Below are 24971 nucleotides of genomic sequence, written 5' to 3' on the forward strand. Positions count from 1 at the left end.
GCCATCTCACTTGGTGGCAGAGGCAGCTTATGGTATTCCTTATTGGATAAAGGATAAAACTTATTCTGATTTGGATGAATCCTTAAAGGTGATGGGAAAATAGAATAAAATTATATTAATCTCCGGTACGTCAAAGTTCCCTTTTCTGAGTTTTCATTATATAATAGCATTATATGTAATGACTGATGTAGTTACACTAACATTTCTATTTAAAAATTAAGGAGTACTATTAATGAAAAAAGTAATGTTAATTATCAACCCTACCTCTGGTGGGGAAAAGGCTTTGGATTATAAGGTCAAGCTGGAGAATAAGGCCAAGGATTATTTTGAGCAGGTGGAAACAAAAATTACCGAAAAAGCACTGGATGCAACACATTTTGCTGAGGAAGCGTCTCGTGAGCAGTATGATGCAGTGGTGTGTTTTGGTGGAGATGGGACTGTCAATGAAGTTATTTCAGGTATTGCTGAGAGAGACTTCATTCCTAAGTTAGGGATTATCCCTGGTGGGACGGGTAACCTCATTACGAAACTTTTGGAAATCAATCAAGACATCGATGGTGCGATTGATGAACTCGATTTTAACTTAACCAACAAGATTGATATCGGTAAAGCAAATGATAACTATTTTGGTTATATTTTTAGTATCGGTTCTCTGCCTGAGGCGATTCACAATGTTGAAATCGAGGACAAGACAAAATTCGGTATTTTAGCCTATGCTGTAAATACCATGAAGTCCGTGATGACGGATCAGGTCTTTAACATTAAGGTTGAGACTGAAAATGGAAATTATGTTGGTGAAGCTAGTCATGTTTTGGTTCTCTTGACAAATTACTTCGCTGATAAGAAAATCTTTGAAGAAGACAAAGATGGCTATGCCAATATTTTGATTCTAAAAGATGCTTCTATATTCTCAAAATTATCCGTCATTCCTGACTTACTAAAAGGAGATGTTGTCGGTAATGATAATATTGAGTATATCAGAGCGCGTAATATTAAGATCTCTTCAGATAGTGAATTGGAGTCAGATGTTGACGGCGATAAATCAGATAACCTACCTGTTGAAATCAAAGTCCTAGCTCAGCGAGTAGAAGTATTTTCAAAACCGAAAGAGTAGAAAGTAAAAATTAGTTTATTATTCACAACGAAATTAAGTTCTATATCAACGATTGGAGGAGGAATGAATTCTCTATTTGATGAATTTCGAACAATTTGTTCTCATTTAAACCAAGTCGGAATCACTCCGACGCTCATGGGGTCTTTGGGTTTTGAATACCGTTCAAATGAAGAATGGCAGCCGTCCGACATTGACATTCATGTTCCTGGAGATCCTAGAGGATGGGAAGCACCTGATCATCTCAGAATTTATGACTGGGACAAGATAATGAAAGTGATGAACCACTTGGGCTATACCTTGGTAGATATTCACGAGCACGAATTCCAAAAGGATGGTGTGAGCGTTGAGTTTGGAAGTATTGATTCTTTACCAGATTTTGCAGGGGTTTCGGAATCAGATATAGAGCTGATTCATCTCGAGGACATCACTTTTCGCGTTCCAAGTTTAAAACAGTTTTTAAGTATTTACAAGGCTTCTTCCCAAGATTCTTATAGAAATGACCACAATAACAATAAGGATTTTAAAAAGATAGAATGGTTGGAAAGACAGTTGTAAATCATCATTTGAAAAGTAGCAAGTTGTAAGACTGGCTGCTTTTTTATTTATAGAACCAAACTACTCGAAACTACGGAAAAGCCTTGAAAATAAAATTTTAAAGTAGTATACTAGAATCAAGACTATGAAAACGTTTGCGCAGCAAGGTGAATAAAAGTAAACTAGGAGACAGAATAATGGAATTAACAGCCATTTATCACAGACCAGAGTCGGAGTATGCGTACCTTTATAAGGATAATAAAATGCACATTCGTATCCGGACTAAGAAAGATAATATTGAAAACATCAACTTGCATTATGGAGATCCTTTTATTTTTATAGAGGACCATTATGAAGCAAGCAAGGCGATGTTCAAAGTAACTTCTGATGCATTATTTGATTACTGGCAAGCGGAAGTTTCAGTTGGCTATGCACGACTCCAGTATCTCTTTGAACTCAAGGACAAGCAAGGTCAGAATATTTTGTATGGCGATAAGGGATGTGTTGAAAACACGCTAGAAAACCTTCATTATGAAGGAAATGGATTTAAAATTCCTTATATTCATGAGATTGATGCTTGTCATGTTCCTGACTGGGTAGCAAAGACGGTATGGTACCAGATTTTCCCAGAACGCTTTGCTAATGGCAATCCTGAGATTTCACCTGAAGGTGCACTAGCTTGGGATTCCTCTATCAAACCAAAGACGAGCGATTTCTTTGGTGGTGATTTACAGGGTATTATTGACCATCTGGATTACTTGCAAGACTTAGGGATTACAGGACTTTATCTCTGTCCAATCTTTGAATCCCCAAGCAATCACAAGTATAATACAACGGATTATTTTAAAATTGACCGGCATTTTGGAGACAAGGAAACCTTCCGTAAACTGGTGGAGGGGGCCCATCAGAGAGGCATGAAGATCATGCTGGACGCTGTTTTCAACCATATCGGGGACAAATCACCTCAATGGCAGGATGTCCTTAAATACGGTGAAGAGTCAGTATATAAAGACTGGTTCCATATTCAAGAGTTCCCAGTGACCAAGGATAAGCTCGGTGATCCAAGAAAGCTCCCTTATCATACCTTTGCCTTTGCCAGCTATATGCCCAAGCTCAATACGGCAAATCCTCAAGTAAGGGACTATTTACTAAGCGTTGCGACCTACTGGATTGAAGAGTTTGATATCGATGCTTGGCGTTTGGATGTGGCAAATGAAGTAGACCATCAATTTTGGCGAGATTTCCATAAGACTGTCTTGGCTAAAAAGCCTGACCTTTATATTCTTGGAGAGGTCTGGCACACTTCACAGCCTTGGTTAAACGGAGATGAATTCCACGCAGTCATGAACTATCCTCTCTCCGACAGCATTAAGGATTATTTCTTGCGTGGGGTTAAGAAGTCCCATCAATTTATCGATGAGATCAATAGCCAGTCTATGTACTATAGACAGCAGATTTCGGAAGTGATGTTCAATCTCTTGGATTCGCATGATACGGAGCGTATTTTGACTACTGCCAAGGAAGATGTTCAACTCGTTAAGTCTGCCCTTGCTTGTCTCTTTTTACAAAGGGGGACACCGTGTTTCTACTATGGAACGGAGTTGGAGTTAGGTGGAGGGCAAGACCCAGATTGTCGACGTGTCATGCCTTGGGAACGTGTTTCCGACAGTAATGAGATGCTTCAATTCATGAAGAAATTGATTCAGCTTCGCAAGAATGTCTCAGATATAATCCAGCACGGGACCTATAGACTGAAAGAAATCGAGCCAGATGTGGTATCTCTGGCATGGGATTATGATGGACAAAAAATCCAAGCTATTTTTAACCAATCAAGTGAAAACTATCTTGTAAATCGTGATACTATAGCGCTGGCCAGTCATTGCCAAGAATTGGACCAGCAACTGGTGATTTTGCCTAAAGGTTTCGTCATTCAATAAAAAATAAGATTAAAAAGACTGTAATGAATGGGTGATTCGTGCAGTCTTTTTTTGACTTATGTAGTATAATAAAGCTAGGTCACCGATTACTAGCTGAACGATTAGTGAATGCTATTTAAAATGAAAAAGGGACTTGTAGTCTAGAAGGAGAATTGCATGAAACGAATGAGAAAAGTAGTAGCCTTGGGACTGTGTTTACCCTTATTACTTGGATTGGCTGCTTGTCAGCAAAATAATACGAGCACAGACTCTACAAATCAGACACAGACCAGCTCAGATAAAGTTCCTTGGACGGCTTCATATACCAATCTAAACAGCCAGGTAAGTTCCGAAGAGGTCAAATCTCTCTTATCAGCTCACTTGGACCCAAATAGTGTTGATGCATTTTTCAATCTTGTCACAGACTATAATGCGACTGTCGGCTCCACTGGTTTAAGTGGTGATTTTGCTTCCTTTACAAAGACAGAATACGACGTAGAGAAAATCAGCAATCTCTGGAATCAAAAAAAGGGTGACTTTGTTGGGACCAACTGCCGTATCAATAGCTATGCGCTATTAAAAAATTCAGTCACAATCCCAAAACTTGAAAAGAATGATCAGCTTCTTTTCGTGGATAACGATGCTATCGATAAGGGAAAGGTGTTTGATGCAAAAGATAAGGAAGAGTTTGATATTCTATTTTCTAGGGTGGAGACGGAAGCAACGACGGATGTAAAAGTTCACGCGCAGAAGATGGAAACATTCTTCTCCCAGTTTCAATTCAATGATAAAGCTCGGATGCTGTCTGTTGTGTTACATGATAATTTGGATGGAGAGTTTCTTTTTGTCGGGCATGTTGGTATTTTAGTGCCAGCTGATGATGGTTTCTTATTTGTAGAGAAACTGACTTTTGAAGAGCCTTATCAAGCTATTAAGTTCGCGAGCAAGGAAGATTGTTACAAGTATCTATCCACCAAATATGCTGATTACACAGGTGACGGTCTAGCTAAACCTTTCATCATGGACAATGAAAAGTGGGTTGAAGGATATTAAGCTAGGCAGGGGAGAAGTAATATGGAAACAGTAATAGCACTTTTAGTTGTCATTCTTATCGGATTTTGGGCTGTAAACATTCTCAAGCCTCGTAAGACAAGTAAAAAGGAAAGATTTATTGGCTATATGCAACGCTACGATATAGATGGGGAGGGCTATCAGTCAGAAGTCTGGGAAGTGACGGAAGATGAGGATTGGAAATAAGGTGGAGAGACCAAAAAGTATTATGCCTTTTCAAGAAAGGTAACTAGTAAAATCAGTGCTATCCTAAGAAACGAATAGGAGGAAACATTATGGGAATGATTGCTAATTATCGATATCTATCTGACAATGAATTAAGCCAAATAGTGCCAGATTCTCGTCAGGAAGAAGAATTGTTTGACTTAGTAGAGGATTCTACTAAGGAAAATGAGACGTTGATAGATATTGACAAAATGTGAGACGCCTTACTCTTTGTTATGACAGGCTTTAGTAGTTCAGAATTTATGGATGACGATCCTTTGAGAGAAGCTGTATTGGGAGTGACCCCTTTAGAAAATGTGTCAGAATATATAGCCTATACTGAAAAGTCAAAGATAGCTGAGATTGTTCAAGCTTTAGAGAATTTTGACATGGATAGGGCTATGGCAGACTTTAGCATGGAAGCATGCAAGAAGGCAGAGTTATACCCTGACATTTGGGATTATCTTGAAGAAGAGGAAGAAATCAAGGATGATATTCGAATCAGCTTTGTAAAAATGAAAGACTTTTACAAGAAAATCTTAGATCTCAAGGGTAATGTCTTAGTGATTATTTGTTAAGTATTTTTACTATCCATTTAGTCTGTTGAAATACCTAGAAATTGATTATAGAACTTGTGACCTTAATAAATTTTAATTTTTTAGCATGGAGGTTTTAAGAGATGGGAAAAATTGAATGGGACAAGGTAAAGACTCGCTTAGACGCTTTGCTCGTCATTGATGAGTATCAGACAGATCCAGACAAGAACTGGCTTCGATTGATCAGTAAGAGTGAGGAGAGCTATGGGGTTCGTTACCTCATCGACAACGGTTCTGGTGATTCTCTAGATGTAATCTTTACTGATAAAATGATCCTTATAAAGGGCTTTGATCATGAAAGCAGTTTGAGTCAGTTTGCTGCGGATGAGTGGAATCAAGACATCATAGACGGATTTTATAGAGGACTGGATGAAAAGTATCAAAACCTATACTCAGAAGAGCAAAAAGATGAAACAACCTTCTTTATCTGGTATGACGGTCAAGAACATCAAAATACCTATCAAGATCAGGACGGTGGCGAATGGTTATTATCCTATTTCTTTGACAGTTTTGAGAAATTTCATGAGTTTGTGACGGATTACTATTCAATTACCGTAGATGAGGACTTATTTAGAAAACTTTACAATCAAGGACAGCTTTCAGAAGTAGAATTGGAGCAGTTGATTCATACTTCCTAGCTGAAAATATTTATGAAATCTGATGAAAAGAATTGATTTTCAATATCAAGTTATACTTTAAGATTATTGAAGCAGCTAATGCCTGTAGTTTCTTTTTTCTTATTCCTATGACGTTTTAAAGCGATTTCCTTTTATAGTTCAACAGAATTTGACGAACAAAAAATAAAATTCTTTAAAAAAGTTTCACAAAACACTTTACAAGCTCTTATAAACATGATATAGTTATAAGGCTTAGAAAATGAGATGATGTTTTCTAGCAAATATAAACCCGAGTAAAAAATGCCTACGGACAGGCAGGGTTGAATGCCGAAGCGTGGTTAAAAAGCCACATTATTGATAGGGTTAAAAGCCTACTTTTATAAGTTGATGTTAGGACGCTTGTCCTAATTCATAAATTTTTAGTGTGGTGAAAGCACACGTCATCTTGTGAAACGATCAATAAAGTACGTAATATTTGCTACTAGAGAGTTAGGAAACATCAGGAACAGACATACTCAACAGAAACCAAAATACACACGTCAGAAGATTGCAGAGCAGGTGAAAACCTGCTCTTTTTTCATAAGTCAACCTTTAGTCGCCTTTATCTTCTTGAGGTGCTAAAATACGGTAAAGGAGTAAGTCTTGAATAAGTTAGATCAAAACCAAGCCCCAATTTACGAGGCCTTGGTCAAGCTACGCAAGAAAAGGATTGTCCCCTTTGATGTGCCAGGTCACAAGCGTGGACGAGGAAATCCAGAACTTGTCGAACTGTTAGGGGAAAAATGCGTTGGCATCGATGTCAATTCGATGAAACCCTTGGATAATCTTGGTCATCCCATTTCGATTATTCGGGATGCGGAGGAATTAGCTGCGGATGCTTTTGGTGCAGCCCATGCCTTTCTCATGATTGGGGGAACAACCTCATCTGTTCAAACCATGATTCTTTCCACCTGCAAGGCAGGAGATAAGATTATTCTTCCACGAAATGTTCACAAATCTGCTATCAATGCGCTGGTTCTATGTGGTGCCATTCCCATCTATATCGAGATGAGTGTAGATCCTAAAATCGGCATCGCTTTAGGTCTTGAAAATGACCGTGTTGCGCAGGCAATTAAGGAGCATCCAGATGCCAAGGCCATTTTGATTAACAATCCTACCTACTATGGGATTTGTTCGGATCTGAGAGGATTAACAGATATGGCTCATGAAGCTGGCATGCTGGTTTTAGTGGATGAAGCCCATGGTGCGCATTTGCATTTTACAGATAAATTGCCACTATCTGCTATGGACGCTGGAGCGGATATGGCGGCGGTCTCTATGCATAAGTCTGGTGGGAGTTTGACCCAAAGCTCCATTTTACTTATCGGGAATCAGATGAATCCTGAGTACGTTCGTCAGATCATCAACCTGACCCAGTCTACATCTGCCTCTTACTTGTTAATGTCTAGTTTGGATATTTCACGTCGCAACCTAGCTCTTCGCGGGAAAGAGTCGTTTGAGAAAGTCATTGAGCTATCCGAATACGCTCGTCGTGAGATCAATGCTATCGGTGGTTACTATGCCTATTCAAAAGAGTTAATAGACGGTGTGTCTGTCTGTGATTTTGACGTGACTAAGTTGTCAGTCTACACTCAGGGTATTGGCTTAACCGGTATCGAGGTTTATGACCTCTTACGGGATGAATATGACATTCAGATCGAGTTTGGTGATATCGGCAATATCTTGGCCTATATCTCCATTGGAGATCGTATCCAAGATATCGAGCGTTTGGTTGGTGCTTTGGCTGATATCAAGAGACTCTACTCAAGAGATGGAAAAGATTTGATTGCTGGGGAATATATCCAGCCCGAGTTGGTGCTGTCTCCACAAGAAGCCTTCTATTCAGAAAGAAAAAGTTTAACCTTGGATGATTCTGTTGGACAAGTCTGTGGGGAATTTGTCATGTGCTATCCTCCAGGGATTCCAATCCTAGCACCAGGTGAACGCATTACACGAGAAATTGTAGACTATATCCAATTTGCCAAGGAACGTGGTTGCTCCCTCCAAGGGACGGAAGATCCAGAGGTCAATCATATCAACGTCATTAAGAGAAAGGAGAACTAGATGGATTTATGGTTTTCTGAAGTTCATACTCCAGATGTGAAACTGTCCCTGAGAACAGCCAAGCAACTCTACGCTGGTAAGAGTGAATGGCAGGATATAGAAGTCTTAGACACGCCAGCTTTTGGAAAGATATTGATCTTAAATGGGCATGTCTTGTTTTCAGATGCAGATGATTTTGTTTACAATGAAATGACCGTCCACGTACCCATGGCTGTCCATCCTAATCCTAAGAAAGTATTGGTTATTGGGGGTGGCGACGGCGGTGTTGCCCAAGTATTAACGCTCTATCCTGAACTCGAGCAAATCGATATCGTTGAACCAGATGAAATGCTGGTTGAGGTTTGTCGTGAGTATTTCCCAGATTTTGCTGCGGGGCTAGATGACCCTCGTGTCACCATTTACTACCAAAATGGACTGCGATTTTTGAGAAACTGTGAGGATGATTACGATATCATTATCAACGATGCGACAGATCCATTTGGACATACGGAAGGGCTCTTTACCAAGGAATTTTACGGTAACAGTTACAGAGCTCTCAAAGAAGATGGCATCATGATCTATCAGCATGGGAGTCCCTTCTTTGACGAGGATGAGTCAGCTTGCCGAAGTATGCACCGCAAGGTCAATCAAGCATTTCCAATCAGTCGGGTTTATCAGGCCCATATCCCAACCAGTCCAGCGGGCTATTGGTTGTTTGGATTTGCATCGAAAAAATACCACCCTGTCAAAGATTTTGACAAGGAAGGCTGGAAAAAACGCCAGCTTTTCACAGAATACTATACTGCAAACTTACATGTGGGAGCCTTTATGTTGCCCAAGTATGTTGAGGACATTTTAGAAGAAGAGGAAGGAAAAAAATGAGTCGTTTACTAATTATTGGATGTGGGGGCGTTGCCCAAGTTGCTATTTCAAAGATTTGCCAAGATAGCGAAACCTTTACAGAGATTATGATTGCTAGCCGTACCAAGTCAAAATGTGATGACTTGAAGGCTAAACTGGAAGGTAAAACAAGTACAAAGATTGAGACAGCTGCCCTTGACGCTGACAAGGTTGAAGAAGTGATTGCCTTAATTGATAGCTACAAACCAGAAGCTGTTTTGAACGTAGCTTTACCATATCAAGATTTAACAATTATGGATGCTTGCTTGGCAACAGGTGTCCACTATATCGATACCGCCAACTATGAGGCTGAGGACACAGAAGACCCAGAATGGCGTGCCATTTATGAAAATCGCTGCAAGGAACTTGGTTTTACAGCTTACTTTGACTACTCATGGCAATGGACATATCAGGAGAAATTCAAAGAAGCGGGCTTAACTGCTCTTCTCGGTTCTGGTTTCGACCCAGGTGTGACCAGTGTCTTTTCAGCTTATGCTCTCAAACACTATTTTGATGAAATCCACTATATCGACATTTTAGACTGTAATGGTGGTGACCACGGTTATCCATTTGCAACAAACTTTAACCCAGAAATCAACCTCCGCGAGGTTTCTGCGCCAGGTTCTTACTGGGAAGATGGAAAATGGGTCGAAGTCGAAGCTATGTCTATCAAGCGTGAGTATGATTTCCCTCAAGTTGGACAGAAAGACATGTATCTCCTTCACCATGAAGAAATTGAATCATTGGCCAAGAACATTCCCGGTGTCAAACGGATACGTTTCTTTATGACCTTTGGCCAATCTTATCTAACGCACATGAAATGCTTGGAAAATGTCGGACTCCTTCGTACGGATACCATTAACTTTAACGGTCAAGAAATTGTACCGATTCAATTCTTAAAAGCCTTGCTACCTGATCCTGCTAGCCTTGGCCCACGCACTGTTGGAAAAACCAATATTGGATGTATCTTTACAGGTGTCAAAGATGGTCTTGAGAAGACTATCTATATCTACAATGTTTGTGACCATCAGGAATGTTACGCAGAAGTTGGTTCACAGGCAATTTCATACACAACAGGAGTTCCAGCCATGATTGGGACAAAATTAGTGATGAATGGTACTTGGAAACAACCTGGAGTTTACAACCTTGAAGAATTGGATCCAGATCCATTCATGGAAGCTTTGAATGAGTACGGCTTGCCTTGGGTTGTGGTAGAAAACCCGCAAATGGTGGACTAATGAAGTTAGAACAAGTACCCACACCAGCCTATGTCATTGACTTAGGAAAATTAGAAGCCAATTGCCGTATTTTACAGCAAGTTCAGGAAGAAGCGGGCTGCAAGGTTTTACTGGCCCAGAAGGCTTATTCTCTTTATAAAACCTATCCCTTAATTAGCCAGTATCTCTCTGGTACAACGGCTAGTGGTCTCTATGAGGCTAAACTAGCACGAGAAGAGTTCCCAGGGGAAGTCCATGTCTTTGCGCCAGCTTTCAAGGAATCAGATATGGAAGAGTTACTTCAGATATCAGATCATATCGTCTTTAATTCGGAGAGACAGTTGCGTAAATACGGTTCTCGTTGTCGAGAGGCTGGTATCAGTGTTGGTTTGCGCCTCAACCCTCAATGTTCAACTCAAGGAGATCACGCGCTCTATGACCCTTGTGCTCCGGGATCTCGGTTTGGAGTTACTTTAGACAAGATACCGAGTGATTTGCTGGACTTAGTAGATGGTCTTCATTTTCATACCCTTTGTGAGCAGGGGGCAGATGATTTAGAAACAACTTTGAAAGCTGTAGAAGCGCAGTTTGGACCTTATTTATATAAGGTCAAATGGCTCAATATGGGTGGAGGACACCACATAACGAGAGAAGACTATGATGTGGATTTGCTGATTTCTGAAATCAAGCGTATCCGAGAAACTTACAATCTTGAAGTCTATATCGAGCCGGGTGAAGCTATTGCGCTCAATGCGGGTTATCTAGCAACGGAGGTATTGGATATTGTAGAAAACGGTATGGAAATCTTGGTTTTAGATGCCTCTGCAACCTGCCATATGCCTGATGTACTTGAGATGCCCTATCGTCCACCTTTGAGAAATGGATTTGAGGCTCAGGAAAAAGCCCATACCTATAGACTTTCTTCCAATACCTGTCTGACGGGTGATGTGATAGGCGATTATAGCTTTGAGAATCCAATCCAAATCGGTGATAGACTTTATTTTGAAGATATGGCTATTTACTCTTTTGTAAAAAATAATACCTTTAACGGTATTGGCTTGCCAAGTCTCTATCTCATGGACGAGCGAGGTGACTGCAGCTTGGTCAAAGCCTTCAGCTATCAAGACTTTAAAGGGAGATTATCATGATGGACAGTCCAAAGAAATTAGGCTACCGTATGCCGGCAGAGTATGAACCACACCATGGCACCATCATGATCTGGCCGACTCGACCAGGTTCATGGCCCTTCCAAGGAAAGGCTGCCAAAAGAGCATTTAGCCAAATTATCAAAACCATAGCCGAAGGGGAAACCGTTTATCTCTTGGCGGAGCAGGACTATCAATCTGAAGCCCAATCCTATCTCGGAGACAAGGTCGTTTATCTAGATATTCCTACCAATGATGCCTGGGCCCGTGATACTGGTCCGACTATTCTCGTCAATGATAAAAGAGACAAGTTGGCAGTCGATTGGTCTTTCAATGCCTGGGGTGGAGCAGTCGATGGTCTTTATCAAGACTATGAAGCAGATGACCAAGTAGCTAGTCGTTTTGCTGAGGCCTTGGAAATGCCTGTTTACGATGCCAAACCTTTTGTACTGGAAGGCGGCGCGATCCATAGCGATGGTCAAGGAACCATTCTTGTGACTGAAAGTTGCCATCTGAGCGCTGGTCGCAATCCTCATCTCAGTAAAGAGGAAATCGAGAGAAGATTATTGAACTATCTTGGCGCTGAAAAAGTTATTTGGCTACCTTATGGTATTTATCAGGACGAAACCAATGAACACGTTGACAATGTTGCAGCCTTCGTTGGTCCTGCAGAGCTTGTCTTGGCTTGGACAGATGATCAAAATGATCCCCAATATGCCATGTCAGTAGCTGATTTAGAGCTTTTAGAGAAGGAAACGGATGCAAAAGGGCGTCCCTTCACCATTCATAAATTGCCTATCCCTGCAGTTCGACAAGTTGTAACCGCAGAGGATTTGCCAGGCTACATCTATGAAGAAGGGGAAGAGGAGCGTTATGCAGGTGAACGTCTTGCAGCTTCCTATGTCAATTTCTATATTGCCAACAAGGCTGTCCTTGTTCCCCAATTTCAGGATGTAAACGACCAAGTGGCCTTGGATATCCTCAGCAAGTGTTTCCCAGACCGTAAAGTTGTCGGAATACCAGCAAGAGACATTCTTTTAGGTGGTGGCAATATCCACTGCATTACCCAACAAATCCCAGAATAGGAGAACAAGATGAGAAATGTTAGAGTTGCAGCGATCCAGATGCAATGCGCCAAGGATGTAGCAACAAATATCCAAACAGCGGAACGTTTAGTTCGTCAAGCTGCAAAACAAGGCGCACAAATTATTCTCTTGCCGGAGTTGTTTGAACGTCCCTATTTCTGTCAAGAACGTCAGTATGACTATTACCAGTATTCTCAGTCGGTGACAGAAAATACAGCCATTCAGCATTTTAAGGTGATTGCTAAGGAACTAGAAGTTGTTTTACCGATCAGTTTCTATGAAAAAGATGGCAATGTCTTGTATAACTCTATTGCTGTCATTGATGCTGATGGGGAAGTGGTGGGCGTTTATCGGAAGACCCACATACCAGATGACCATTATTATCAAGAAAAGTTTTATTTTACGCCTGGTAACACTGGCTTCAAGGTCTGGGATACTCGCTACGCTAAAATTGGGATCGGCATCTGTTGGGATCAATGGTTCCCCGAAACAGCGCGCTGTCTTGCATTGAATGGTGCTGAATTGCTCTTTTATCCAACAGCTATCGGTTCGGAACCTATTTTGGATACAGACAGTTGTGGTCACTGGCAACGTACTATGCAAGGGCACGCAGCAGCAAATATTGTTCCAGTCATTGCAGCCAATCGTTACGGTTTGGAAGAAGTCTCTCCTAGTGAGGAAAATGGTGGACAGAGTTCCAGTCTTGACTTCTACGGTTCGTCCTTTATGACGGATGAAACAGGAGCTATTTTAGAGAGAGCTGAAAGACAAGGAGAAGCAATTCTGTTAGCGACCTATGACCTTGACAAGGGAGCAAGTGAACGCCTCAACTGGGGACTGTTTCGAGATAGAAGACCAGAAATGTACCAACGAATTACGGACTAGATGGTAAATTTCATAATAAACTTTTGATATTCACGCCTGTCTTACAAAAATGTAAGATAGGCTTTTTAAATGTAAGATGGGTGTACGATTATACGTGAAAATGTATGCTATACTCTATGTAGATTAAAAAGAAAGAGGTTTATTATGAAAAAATGGAATGCGACGCAGTTGAAGTACCTGATGGCGGCAGTAATGGTTCTAGACCATATCCCTCATATCACCGGAATCGTTTCTCCTCTGTGGGAAGGTATCTTTCACGCCTTGACCCGTTGTGTAGGAGTTTGGTTTGCCTATATGGCTATGGAAGGATTCATTCATACTCGGAATTTGAAAAACTACCTCATCCGCCTTTGGAGTTGGGCGATTATCATGTTTGCTGGAAATAGCCTACTAAATGCCCTATTTGCATCCAAAGGAGTAATGGTAAATAACAACATTTTCCTGACTTTGGCCATCGGTGTCACCATGCTTTGGATTGGTTTTCCCAGAAAAGAGTTGGATAAAAAGGAGAAGTTGTGGCGTCGGATTGGAGTTGCTGGGCTCTTGATTTTCGGTTGTCTTTTTACTGAGGGTGGTATTACTATGCTACCATTTCTCTTGATTAGTTACTCTTGTCGAAATCGCAAGGGATTGCGAAATCTCCTATATGCCTTTCTGTGGGCCTTTCTGTTAGTGACTTCCATCCAAATTTACGACACTTGGCACCAAACACTGGGAATGATGCTTTTCAATTCTGACTGGCTCTTTGTCACCGTCTTTCCTTTTATGGCCTTGTATAATGGACAGCGAGGAAAAGAAACCAGTTGGAGTAAATATTTTTTTTATATTTTCTACCCAGCTCATTTATGGATTATTACCCTGATTGCTTATTGGGTTAAGTAGTAAAAAAGCAAATAGCAGTAATTTCTGTCTATTTGCTTTTCTTTTTTATAAAATATACTTCTCAATCGCACGCGCAACGCCTTCTTCTTCATTGCTAGCTGTAACGTCATTTGCAAGGGATTTGACATGGTCACTGGCATTTCCCATTGCAATGCCAAGTCCTGCAAACTGAAGCATTTCGATATCGTTATTGGCATCGCCCATGGCCATAATCTCCGAGGGTTCGATCTTCAAAATCTCTGCTAGTCGAGAAAGAGCAGTAGCCTTTGTCGTCCCAAGTGGCATCGCTTCATAAATGACAGGCTGCGAACGAACTCCACTGAATCGTTGGCAAAGTTCCTTGGCAAAACGCTGCTCAAAATCGTCTGTTTGTTCTTTGGTACCCAAAAACATACCTTGGAACATCCGATATTTGCCACTAGTGGCTTCCTCAAGGGAAATTTCAGTTAGGTCTGAAAAAACAAGTTTGGCATCATTTTGAACGATTTGATTAGGTTTACCACCGAGGACAAAATAATGTTCTTCATCAAAAAGAGTTAGCTGGACGTCGCTTTTTTCAGCTAGGTCATAAAGGTATTCAATGTCAGCTGGACTGAGTTCTTGCCAGTCAACTAGACTCCAGTCACTGGTCTGGTGGGTTGAGCAACCATTATTGACAATGACATACTCATTCTGGAGGTCAAGTCCTAGTTGTTTATAGTAGGGGAGGACACCGAAAAGCGGGCGACCTGTACAGAGAACCAGTTTGACACCTTTTTTAATGGCTTGGTGAATGGCAGTAATGTGGGCTTGAGGGATTTCCTTGGCTTCATTGAGGAGGGTTCCATCCATATCCAAGGCTAGTAGTTTAATCATAAGACTTCCTTTTCTATGTGTTTTGCTTTTATTATAGCATATAGACTATAAAATGTCTGACAGAATTGTAAAATTCGGCTTTCCTTTTCTTGAAAAACAAAATAAATTCTTATATAATATGTATACTTAATATTTAAGGAGAAAAAATGCCACAATATCAGTTTAATTCAATTTATAAAAACGATGAAACAGAGTCTACAGGTCTTCTTTTCATTAAAGTTTACAACAAATGGGAAAGTAATTTAAAAAGAGTTTTGAAATCGGTTGGCCTCACTTTGCCTCAATTTATCGTTTTAACCTCGCTCTTGTTTTTGAACAATAGAGAGGAATATGTAACGCAAGTTGATATTGCTCGTTTCACCGGTATGGATGTCATGACGGTTTCCCAGATTGTTAGACTACTGGAGAAGAAGGACTACATTAGACGTGATCAACATCCAAAGGATAGTCGGGCAAAACTGGTCTCAGTGACGAAGTCTGGCGCGGAGAAGGTCAATCAAGCTTTACCCTTAGTAGAAGGGATTGATGAAAAATTTTTTGAAAAACTTTCTAACGATAGAGAAAGTTTTAATCACATGTTAGCAGTGTTGGAGGATAAAAATGCCTAGATATTGGGTCGGAGTTGTTTCAAAGAACCATGTTTTAAGAGGAGTTGAGGGAAATTTTTGTCAGGTCTGTCATGGAAAGGGCGGCCCCTTAAATCGTATGAAAAAAGGTGACTATCTCTTATACTATAGTCCAAAATACGATATGAATGGTCAAGATAAGTTACAGGCTTTTGTAGCCGTAGGTAAAATTATAGATGACAAAGCCTATCAAGTAGAGCAATTTGAAGGATTCTTTCCCTTTAGACGAAATGTTGAGTATTATCAGCCAGTCAAAGATTGTTCCATAGAAGTAGCCAGACAACATCCTGAATGGAAAGACTATACTTCTCGACTTCGTTATGGACATTTTGAAGTTTCTAAAGACTTTTTCCTCTATATCTTTCAGCATATGAAAGTGGATGATGAAGGATGATTGATTTGCTAATTAAATGATTGTCAACTAGAATTTTGGATTTGGACTGTGAAGCGAACTTTGCTATAATAGAGTAAGAAACTTTGATAAACCAAACGAGGCTGAGATGAAATTACTTTATACTGATATTCGGACTTCTTTGACAGAAATCTTGACTAGAGAGGCGGAAGAGCTAGTTGCTGTGGGCAAGCGTGTCTTCTACATCGCCCCCAACTCTCTTTCATTTGAAAAGGAACGCGCCGTTCTGGAATGCTTGTCCCAGCAGGCTTCTTTTGCGATTACTGTTACGCGCTTTGCCCAAATGGCTCGTTACCTGATTTTAAATGACTTGCCTACAAAGACCAGTCTTGATGACATCGGACTTGGAATGGCCTTTTATAAATGCCTTGCTGAATTTGATCCCAAGGACTTACGAGTTTATGGTGCTATTAAACAAGACCCTCAATTTATCCAGCAGTTGATTGAACTTTATCACGAGATGACGACTGCTCAGATGAACTTTTTAGACTTGGAAAGTTTGACTGATGAAGACAAGCGGGCAGATTTACTCTTGATTTTCGAGAAAGTAACTGCCTATCTCAATCAAAGCCAGTTGGCTCAGGGAAGTCAGTTGTCTCAATTGATTGAGGCTATTGAAAATGGCAAGGTAAGTAGTGATTTCAGTCAGATTGCCTTGGTTATTGATGGATTTACCCGTTTTTCTGCTGAAGAGGAGCGTGTAGTGGATCTGCTCCATCGCAAAGGGGTCGAGATTGTCATTGGCGCTTATGCAAGCAAGAAGGCCTATACCAGTCCGTTCACTGAAGGAAATCTCTACCAAGCCAGTGTGGAATTCCTCCATCATTTGGGGGCAAAATACCAAACACCTGCTCAGGATCGTTCTCAGACTCATGAGAAAATAGATAGTTTTGACAAGGCCTCTCGTTTGCTGGAGTCTTCTTATGACTTTTCAGAACTCGCTTTAGATGTCGATGAGAAGGACCGTGAAAATTTGCAAATCTGGTCTTGTTTGACACAAAAAGAGGAGTTGGAACTAGTAGCCCGTAGCATTCGTCAGAAATTACATGACCATCCAGACCTGAGTTACAAGAATTTTCGTATTCTCTTGGGAGATGTAGCTTCTTATCAGTTGTCTCTTAAGACTATTTTTGACCAGTACCAGATTCCTTTCTATCTAGGTAGAAGTGAATCCATGGCTCATCATCCCTTGACCCAGTATGTGGAGTCTATTTTGCGTTTAAAACGCTATCGTTTCCGTCAGGAAGATTTGATTAATCTCCTAAGAACTGGTCTGTATAGTGACCTTAGCCAAGCGGATATTGATTCTTTTGAGCAATATCTCCACTATCTTGGCATCAATGGCTTGCCAGCTTTTCAGCAGACCTTCACAAAATCCCACCACGGAAAATTCGATTTGGAACGTTTGAACGCCATTCGTCTGCGAGTTCTGACACCACTTGAAACCTTATTAGCCAGTCGGAAACAGAAGGCTGAAAATCTCTTGCAAAAGTGGAATGCTTTTCTAAAAAATGCTGCCTTAAGCAAGCAGATGCAAGAATTGACAGCTACTATGGAAACTCTAGAACAGGAAAGACAAGCCGAAGTTTGGAAAGCCTTCTGCCATGTTTTAGAACAATTTGCGACCGTTTTTGCAGGTTCACAAGTTAGTCTGGAGGATTTCCTAGCCTTGCTCCATTCTGGGATGAGTTTGTCTCAGTATCGCACCATTCCAGCAACTGTTGATACCGTTCTGGTGCAGAGTTATGATTTGATTGCCCCTCTGACCACTGACTTTGTCTATGCCATTGGACTGACTCAGGATCATTTGCCAAAAATCGCGCAAAACACCAGTTTGTTAACAGATGAAGAACGACAAAGCCTAAACCAAGCGACTGAAGATGGAGCGCAATTACTGATTGCAAGTAGTGAAAATCTCAAGAAAAATCGCTATACCATGCTTTCCTTAGTCAATGCTGCCCTTAAGCAGTTGGTGTTATCCTCTCCAAGTCTCCTCAATGAAAATGAGAGCAAGGAATCGGCCTATCTTCAGGAACTGGTGAGTTTTGGATTTAGCCGAATAGAGAAGAAGATTCATCAAAAAAGTCTGTCTAAGGATGATATGGGTTCATATCACAGCCTTTTGTCTAGTCTGGTTGCCTATCATCAGCAGGGCGAGACAAGTAATACTGAGCAAGATTTGACCTTTGTCAAGGTTCTGGCGCGTGTGATGGGGAAAAAACTTGACCAAAAAGGTCTTACAAATCCAGCACTCCCAACTAGTCCAAGCAGCAAGCCATTAGAGAAAGAGACCTTGCAGGCTCTCTATCCAGCTGACAAGGAGTTTTACTTGTCTACGTCTGGATTGACAGAGTTTTACCGCAATGAATACAGTTATTTCCTCCGTTATGTCTTAGGTTTGCAGGAAGAAGTGCGCCTGCGTCCGGATGCCCGCAGTCATGGTAATTTCTTGCATCGTATTTTTGAACGTGCCTTGAAACTGCCTGCTGAAAATTCCTTTGACCAACGTTTGGAACAAGCTATTGAAGAAACCAGCCAAGAACAGGAATTTGAGGCTATTTATCAGGAAAGTTTGGAAGCCCAGTTTACAAAAGAAATTCTACTTGATGTTGCGCGAACTACGGGCCACATCCTACGTCATAATCCAGCCATTGAAACTATCCAAGAGGAGGCAACATTTGGCGGTAGGGACCGGGCCTTTATTCAATTGGATAATGGTCGCAGTGTCCATGTGCGAGGCAAGGTTGACCGAATCGACCGTTTGAAAGCTGATGGAGCGCTAGGAGTGGTGGACTACAAGTCTAGTTTGACCCAGTTCCAGTTTCCTCATTTCTTTAATGGGCTTGATTCCCAACTGCCTACCTATCTTGCTGCCCTAAAAAGAGAAGGGGAGCAGGACTTTTTCGGTGCCATGTACTTGGAAATGGCTGAGCCTGTCCAATCTTTATTAGCTGTTAAAAGTCTGTCTGGAGCAGTAGCAGAAGCCAGCAAGTCTATGAAATACCAGGGACTCTTTTTAGAGAAAGAAAGCAGTCACTTGGGCGAATTTTACAACAAAAACAAGGCCAATCAGCTGACAGACGAGGAGTTTCAGCTCTTACTAGACTATAATGCCCATCTGTACAAGAAGGCGGCTGAGAAGATTCTAGAAGGCCAGTTCGCCATCAATCCCTATACCGAAAATGGCAGAAGCATTGCCCCGTACGTTCAGCAACATCAAGCCATTACAGGTTTTGAAGCCAATTACCACTTGGGACAAGCCCGTTTCCTAGAGAAGTTGGACTTAGCTGATGGCAAGCGTCTAGTTGGAGAAAAGCTCAAGCAAGCTTGGTTTGAGAAAATGAGAGAGGAGTTGAATCGATGAAGCCCATTCCCTTTTTAACTGAGGAAGAGATTCAAAAACTGCAAGAAGCAGAAGCGAATTCGAGCAAGGAACAGAAGAAAACTGCCGAGCAAATCGAAGCCATTTATACGGCAGGGCAAAATATTCTTGTTTCAGCGTCTGCTGGTTCAGGGAAGACCTTTGTTATGGCCGAGCGCATTCTGGATCAATTGGCGCGAGGTGTGGAAATCAGCCAACTCTTTATCTCGACCTTTACTGTCAAGGCTGCTAGTGAACTCAAGGAACGTTTGGAGAAAAAAATCAGCCAACAAATCCAAGAAACCGATGATGTTGATCTCAAACAACACTTGGGATGTCAGTTGGCAGATCTGCCAAACGCGGCCATCGGAACTATGGACTCTTTCACACAAAAGTTCCTCGGTAAACATGGCTATCTGATTGATATTGCACCAAATTTCCGTATTCTACAAAATGAAAGTGAACAGTTACTCTTAAAGAACGAAGTTTTTCATCAAGTTTTTGAAGAACATTACCAAGGTGAGAATAAAAAGAAATTTTGTAGTTTGGTGAAGAACTTTGCTGGACGAGGTAAGGATGAACGAGGTCTACGCCAACAAGTCTACAAAATCTATGATTTTCTTCAATCCACCAGTAGCCCCAAAAAATGGCTGAGCGACTCTTTTCTCAAAGGGTTTGAAGAAGCTGACTTTGCAAATGAAAAAGACAAACAAACTGAGCAAATCAAGCAGGCGCTTTGGGATTTGGAAAGCTTTTTCCGTTATCATCTGGATAACGATGCCAATGAGTTTCCCAAAGCTGCCTATTTAGAAGCTGTTCAACAGGTTTTGGATGAAATGGGCTCCTTAAATCACGAGTCCGATAGTCAGGCTTATCAAGAAGTGCTTGCTCGTGTTGTCGCCATCTCTAAGGAGAAAAATGGTCGGGCTCTGGCTAACTCCAGTCGTAAGGCCGATTTAAAGCCACTGGCTGATGCCTATAACGATGAGAGAAAGGTCCAGTTTGCTAAACTAGGACAACTGGCGGACCAGATAACCATTCTCGACTATCAAGAACGTTATCATGAAGATACCTGGGAGCTAGCTAAAACCTTCCAAACATTTATGAGTGATTTTGTGGAGGCTTATCGCGAACGTAAACGCCAAGAAAATGCCTTTGAATTCGCTGATATCAGTCATTACACCATTGAGATTTTAGAGAATTTCCCACAAGTTCGCGAGACTTATCAAGAGAGATTTCATGAAGTCATGGTAGATGAGTATCAGGATACCAACCACATTCAAGAACGGATGCTGGAATTGCTGTCGAATGGTCACAATCGCTTTATGGTGGGAGATATCAAGCAGTCCATCTACCGGTTCCGTCAGGCAGACCCGCAGATTTTCAATGAAAAATTCCAACTCTATGCGAAAAATCCTAAAGAGGGTAAATTGATACTCCTCAAGGAAAATTTCCGTAGTAGTTCAGAAGTGCTGTCAGCAACCAATGATGTTTTTGCACGCCTTATGGACCAAGAGGTCGGCGAAATCAACTATGACAGTATGCACCAGCTTGTTTTTGCCAATACCAAACTGACTCCCAATCCAGACAACAAGGCAGAATTTCTCCTCTACGATAAGGACGATAGTGGGCAAGAGGAGGAAGAGAGCCAAGCAGAAACGAAACTCACTGGTGAAATGCGCCTGGTCATCAAGGAAATCTTGAAACTTCATCAGGAAAAAGGTGTTGCCTTCAAAAAAATTGCCCTTTTGACCTCTAGCCGCAGTCGAAATGACCAGATTCTCCTCGCCCTGTCTGAGTATGGAATTCCAGTTAAAACCGACGGTGATCAAAACAATTATCTCCAATCCCTAGAAGTACAAGTCATGCTAGACACCCTGCGTGTCATTCACAATCCCCTGCAAGACTATGCCTTGGTTGCCCTGATGAAGTCTCCTATGTTTAGCTTTGATGAGGACGAGTTGGCACGCTTGTCCCTTCAGAAAGTAGAAGATAAGGTCCAAGAAAATCTCTATGAGAAACTGGTCAATTCTCAAAAACTGGCAACAAGTCAGAAAAACTTGATTTATACAGCTCTAGCTGAAAAACTAAATCAGTTCATGGATATCTTGGATTCTTGGCGCTTATATGCCAAAACCCACTCTCTCTATGACTTGATTTGGAAGATTTATAATGACCGTTTTTATTATGACTATGTTGGAGCCTTGCCAAACGGACCTGCTAGACAGGCTAATCTCTACGCCCTAGCTCTGCGCGCTGACCAGTTTGAAAAGAGTAATTTCAAGGGCTTGTCGCGTTTTATACGTATGATTGATCAGGTTTTGGAAGCTCAGCATGACCTCGCAAGCGTAGCTGTCGCTCCACCTAAAGATGCCGTGGAACTCATGACCATTCACAAGAGCAAAGGACTGGAGTTTCCTTATGTCTTTATCCTCAACATGGATCAGGACTTCAACAAACAAGACTCAATGTCAGACGTCATTCTCAGCCGTCAAAATGGGCTTGGTGTCAAATACATTGCTAAGGTGGGAACAGGAGCAGTGGAAGCACACTATCCTAAAACCATCAAACTCTCCATTCCTAGTCTGACTTATATCCATAATGAGAAAGAACTGCAACTGGCTAGCTATTCAGAGCAGATGCGTCTGCTGTATGTTGCCATGACGCGAGCCGAGAGAAAGCTCTATCTTGTCGGTAAGGGCTCTCGTGAAAAGCTGGAAACAAAGGAATACCCAGCAGCTAAAAATGGAAAACTAGATAGCAATACCAGACTGCAAGCAAGAAATTTCCAAGATTGGATCTGGGCTATTACCAAAGTATTTGCCAAGGAAAATCTCAACTTTAGCTATCGTTTTCTTGGTGAAGACCAGTTGACTAGAGAAGCTATTGGGGAGTTGGAGAACAAGAGCCCTCTCCAAGATAGCTCTCAAGCAAGCAACCGCCAGTCTGAAACCATCAAAGAGGCTTTGGAAATGTTGAAAGAGGTGGAGGTTTATAATAGTCTCCACCGCGCAGCCATTGAGCTTCCTAGTGTTCAAACCCCAAGCCAAATCAAGAAATTCTACGAACCTGTTATGGATATGGAAGGGGTAGAAATTACTAACCAAACTCAATCACCAGAGAAGAAAATCTGCTTTGATTTACCAGATTTTTCAACTAAAGAAAAGGTAACTGGAGCAGAAATTGGTAGTGCAACCCACGAACTTATGCAGAGAATCGACCTCAGTCAACGGCCAACACTTACTAGCCTGAAAGATACTCTTAAACAAGTTCAAACTAGTCCAGCTGTTAGAGACAAGATCAATCTTTCTAAAATCCTAGCTTTCTTTGATACGCCACTCGGTCAGGAAATTCTCGCCAATACAAACCATCTCTATCGCGAGCAACCTTTCTCCATGCTCAAAAAAGATCAAAAGAGTCAGGAAGACTTTGTTGTTCGTGGGATCTTGGATGGCTATCTGCTTTATGAGGATCGTATCGTTCTTTTCGACTACAAAACAGACCGTTACGATGAACCAAGTCAACTCATAGACCGCTATCGTGGTCAGTTAGCCCTCTATGAAGAAGCCTTATCTCGTGCCTATTCAATTGAAAACATAGAAAAATACTTGATTTTGCTCGGCAAAGACGAGGTTCAAGTTGTAAAAGTATAACCTAGAAAGGAGACCTCATGCCACTTCCAGTTAGAAAATCCCTGCACGATGCGGTTTTACAGGCTTCAAAAGCCGATACTTGGGATCAAGCTACCAAGGAATGGAATGAAGTTTCCTTGATTTTTAATGGCATTGGCCGTAGTAATTGTGTTTGCGGGAATGCCATAAAATACGCCTACGAACTCTTTAACGGAGTTACAGGCCAACGTCTCTTCCCTATAGGAAGCGACTGTGTTCGCCATTTTCATCGTATTAGCCTTGATCAGCAACTAGAAGAGGAAGAAAAACTACTCAGAAAAGTTGAAAAACTAACCAGAAAGGCTCAGAAAAAGGAAAAAATCAAGGTCACTAAAAGCGATTTTGACGAACGACTTCTAAAATGGTTTTGGGAAAAAGGTGTTTTCAAAGCCAATCGTGGCAATCAATTCGCACCTGAGAGAGACTATCAGCTCTTCCTAGAGGTCTTTCAAGGCGGAAGTTGGACCAAGGCAGAGCCAAAGAAGAAGGCTCGTATGGAAGAAGTGCTGGAAAAGTGTATCAAACCTTTTTTACTTGGTAAGACCGATGACCAACTCTACCTTGTCAAACTAGGCAAGGAGAAAATCGACTACGAGCAGCATTTACGGATTCAGGCAGAGAAAGAACGCAAGAAGAGAGATAAAATCGCCAAGCAATACGCTGACAACCTCATTCTTGCTATGGGGCCTGCAGAACGAGCCTATCAAGATTACTTCGGCTTTACAGAAACCTTGACCCAAGAAGAACGAAAATGGGAAAAAATCCTCTTTGGTAAGAATAGGGACGAACGGGCTATCAAGGCTAAACAAAACCAAAAGGAGTTGGAAAAGGATCAGCGAATTGCAAATCAAGATCCTATTGAACGAAAGCAGAAGCAGACTTGGCTTCTCAATTCCTATTTTCGGGATTTGCCTGATGAAAAAGCCAGATTTTCTCGGCTCCTATTAGAATATCGAAAAAGTGGAGAAGTACGCTTTTCAGATGAATACTTATCTGAGCATCTCATCGACTTTTTTTACAAGATGAAAGCCTTTGAGTTTGAGATTGCTCCGGAACAAGCTGCTGAATTTTTAAAAGAATGCCTTCAGGCAGAACATCTGTCATCTGCACAAGAAAGCTGGACTAGAGGGATTCTCCTCAATTGTCTTCATCCGTTTTTAGATAGGTTACTCATATAGAAAAAATCCTACCTTGTCTATGCATGGTAGGATTTAAGTATCTCCAAAGATGTACTGGTAAAGTTGGACGACTTTCTGAAAACATTGTGTGTCCATTCTTGTTATTTTTTGAGCATTACGCATCCGAAAATCAAAGGTATACAGTTGAAATGGATTGACAGCGCCATCTACCTTGTCCGACGAGACAGGAACGAGCAAGCCTTTTTCTGCCAAACCTTGTTGGCCATGAGTGATAGGACAGACAGCTACAAAACCAGTTTGCAAGGCATATTCTCTCCTAGAAACTACCAAGGCAGGTCGCCGTTTCTGGATTTCTCGACCGACTGATGGATCAAAGTCCAGCCAAATGATATCCTGCTTTTCAGGAATATACTCAGATTTCGCTATCAAGTGACCTTACTCCTTCAAAATCATTTGTCATTCTCAAATCAGTAATCCCATCAAAAGGATCTTTCAGTTTTGGAGCTAAGACAATGACTCCGTCAATCCCTTTGTAGACGACCATTTCTTGACCTTCTGTCATCCCTAAATTTTTAGGAATGGTCACAGTGAGCGAATTCCCCACCTTCCGAGTCTTTACTGTATTCATTGCTCTACCTCCACGAATTAGTATACACTAA

At 41.4% G+C, this 24971-nt stretch carries 21 protein-coding genes and 2 pseudogenes; 20 read left to right on the plus strand and 3 right to left on the minus strand.

What is annotated here, in order from left to right:
- Window positions 1–19: 19 nt before the first annotated feature.
- From FD735_RS09930 to FD735_RS05235, 15 genes and pseudogenes are all read left to right on the plus strand, one after another.
- A pseudogene (locus tag FD735_RS09930) lies at window positions 20–119 on the plus strand (hydrolase); the annotation flags it as partial.
- Window positions 120–232: 113 nt separating this feature from the next.
- A complete protein-coding gene (locus tag FD735_RS05170) occupies window positions 233–1114 on the plus strand; it encodes a diacylglycerol kinase family protein (protein ID WP_125391760.1) in 882 nt (293 codons plus the stop codon).
- 63 nt (window positions 1115–1177) lie between these two features.
- Window positions 1178–1669 carry a nucleotidyltransferase family protein gene (locus tag FD735_RS05175; RefSeq protein WP_139658642.1) on the plus strand — a complete coding sequence of 164 codons (492 nt, stop codon included), beginning with the start codon at window positions 1178–1180 and terminating at the stop codon, window positions 1667–1669.
- Between the two features lie 176 nt (window positions 1670–1845).
- On the plus strand, window positions 1846–3585 hold the full coding sequence (locus tag FD735_RS05180; protein WP_139658643.1) for a glycoside hydrolase family 13 protein: 1740 nt from the start codon (window positions 1846–1848) through the stop codon (window positions 3583–3585).
- A gap of 156 nt (window positions 3586–3741) precedes the next feature.
- Window positions 3742–4617 (plus strand): DUF4300 family protein, encoded by an 876-nt coding sequence (locus FD735_RS05185; protein WP_139658644.1) that lies wholly within the window; start codon window positions 3742–3744, stop codon window positions 4615–4617.
- 21 nt (window positions 4618–4638) lie between these two features.
- On the plus strand, window positions 4639–4821 hold the full coding sequence (locus FD735_RS05190) for a hypothetical protein (RefSeq protein WP_101800009.1): 183 nt from the start codon (window positions 4639–4641) through the stop codon (window positions 4819–4821).
- A gap of 89 nt (window positions 4822–4910) precedes the next feature.
- A pseudogene (locus FD735_RS05195) lies at window positions 4911–5417 on the plus strand (YfbM family protein).
- Between the two features lie 101 nt (window positions 5418–5518).
- Window positions 5519–6073, plus strand: a complete 555-nt coding sequence (locus tag FD735_RS05200) for a hypothetical protein (RefSeq protein WP_139658645.1) — start codon at window positions 5519–5521, stop codon at window positions 6071–6073.
- Between the two features lie 621 nt (window positions 6074–6694).
- Entirely contained in the window at window positions 6695–8155 is a 1461-nt protein-coding gene (locus tag FD735_RS05205; protein WP_071850992.1) for an aminotransferase class I/II-fold pyridoxal phosphate-dependent enzyme, read from the plus strand.
- Window positions 8156–9016, plus strand: coding sequence for a polyamine aminopropyltransferase (gene speE / locus FD735_RS05210; RefSeq protein ID WP_000366713.1), 861 nt, complete (start codon window positions 8156–8158; stop codon window positions 9014–9016).
- On the plus strand, window positions 9013–10272 hold the full coding sequence (locus FD735_RS05215) for a saccharopine dehydrogenase family protein (RefSeq protein WP_000088680.1): 1260 nt from the start codon (window positions 9013–9015) through the stop codon (window positions 10270–10272). Before speE ends, FD735_RS05215 begins: the two co-directional genes overlap by 4 nt.
- Complete coding sequence (gene nspC / locus FD735_RS05220) at window positions 10272–11399, plus strand: carboxynorspermidine decarboxylase (RefSeq protein ID WP_000764387.1); 1128 nt, start codon at window positions 10272–10274, stop codon at window positions 11397–11399. Before FD735_RS05215 ends, nspC begins: the two co-directional genes overlap by 1 nt.
- Window positions 11396–12481, plus strand: a complete 1086-nt coding sequence (aguA, locus tag FD735_RS05225; protein WP_139658646.1) for an agmatine deiminase — start codon at window positions 11396–11398, stop codon at window positions 12479–12481. The genes nspC and aguA overlap by 4 nt, the downstream gene beginning before the upstream one ends.
- A 9-nt stretch (window positions 12482–12490) precedes the next feature.
- A complete protein-coding gene (gene aguB, locus FD735_RS05230; RefSeq protein ID WP_139658647.1) occupies window positions 12491–13366 on the plus strand; it encodes an N-carbamoylputrescine amidase in 876 nt (291 codons plus the stop codon).
- Between the two features lie 144 nt (window positions 13367–13510).
- Entirely contained in the window at window positions 13511–14248 is a 738-nt protein-coding gene (locus tag FD735_RS05235) for a TraX family protein (protein WP_000759204.1), read from the plus strand.
- A gap of 45 nt (window positions 14249–14293) precedes the next feature.
- Here the strand turns inward: FD735_RS05235 and FD735_RS05240 are convergent, their stop codons facing one another.
- Complete coding sequence (locus FD735_RS05240) at window positions 14294–15103, minus strand: Cof-type HAD-IIB family hydrolase (RefSeq protein ID WP_139658648.1); 810 nt, start codon at window positions 15101–15103, stop codon at window positions 14294–14296.
- 146 nt (window positions 15104–15249) lie between these two features.
- Between FD735_RS05240 and FD735_RS05245 the strand changes: the two genes are divergently transcribed.
- From FD735_RS05245 to FD735_RS05265, 5 genes are all read left to right on the plus strand, one after another.
- Complete coding sequence (locus FD735_RS05245; RefSeq protein WP_139658649.1) at window positions 15250–15711, plus strand: MarR family winged helix-turn-helix transcriptional regulator; 462 nt, start codon at window positions 15250–15252, stop codon at window positions 15709–15711.
- The gene (locus tag FD735_RS05250; protein WP_139658650.1) at window positions 15704–16123 is read left to right on the plus strand and encodes an EVE domain-containing protein; all 420 of its coding nucleotides are present in this window, start codon (window positions 15704–15706) and stop codon (window positions 16121–16123) included. Before FD735_RS05245 ends, FD735_RS05250 begins: the two co-directional genes overlap by 8 nt.
- 106 nt (window positions 16124–16229) lie before the next feature.
- Complete coding sequence (gene rexB / locus FD735_RS05255) at window positions 16230–19505, plus strand: ATP-dependent nuclease subunit B (RefSeq protein WP_139658651.1); 3276 nt, start codon at window positions 16230–16232, stop codon at window positions 19503–19505.
- Window positions 19502–23155: a helicase-exonuclease AddAB subunit AddA gene (addA, locus tag FD735_RS05260; protein ID WP_139658652.1), complete on the plus strand. Its 3654-nt coding sequence runs from the start codon at window positions 19502–19504 to the stop codon at window positions 23153–23155. The genes rexB and addA overlap by 4 nt, the downstream gene beginning before the upstream one ends.
- A gap of 17 nt (window positions 23156–23172) precedes the next feature.
- The gene (locus FD735_RS05265; RefSeq protein ID WP_139658653.1) at window positions 23173–24351 is read left to right on the plus strand and encodes a hypothetical protein; all 1179 of its coding nucleotides are present in this window, start codon (window positions 23173–23175) and stop codon (window positions 24349–24351) included.
- A gap of 33 nt (window positions 24352–24384) precedes the next feature.
- On the opposite strand, the gene FD735_RS05270 is transcribed toward FD735_RS05265, so the two are convergent.
- Together FD735_RS05270 and FD735_RS05275 are read right to left on the minus strand one after the other, a co-directional pair.
- Entirely contained in the window at window positions 24385–24741 is a 357-nt protein-coding gene (locus FD735_RS05270) for a type II toxin-antitoxin system PemK/MazF family toxin (RefSeq protein ID WP_139658654.1), read from the minus strand.
- Complete coding sequence (locus FD735_RS05275) at window positions 24725–24940, minus strand: type II toxin-antitoxin system PemI/MazE family antitoxin (protein WP_001098942.1); 216 nt, start codon at window positions 24938–24940, stop codon at window positions 24725–24727. Before FD735_RS05275 ends, FD735_RS05270 begins: the two co-directional genes overlap by 17 nt.
- Between the last annotated feature and the right edge of the window lie 31 nt (window positions 24941–24971).

The sequence above is a fragment of the Streptococcus sp. 1643 genome, from assembly GCF_006228325.1.
Classification (GTDB): Bacteria; Bacillota; Bacilli; order Lactobacillales; family Streptococcaceae; genus Streptococcus.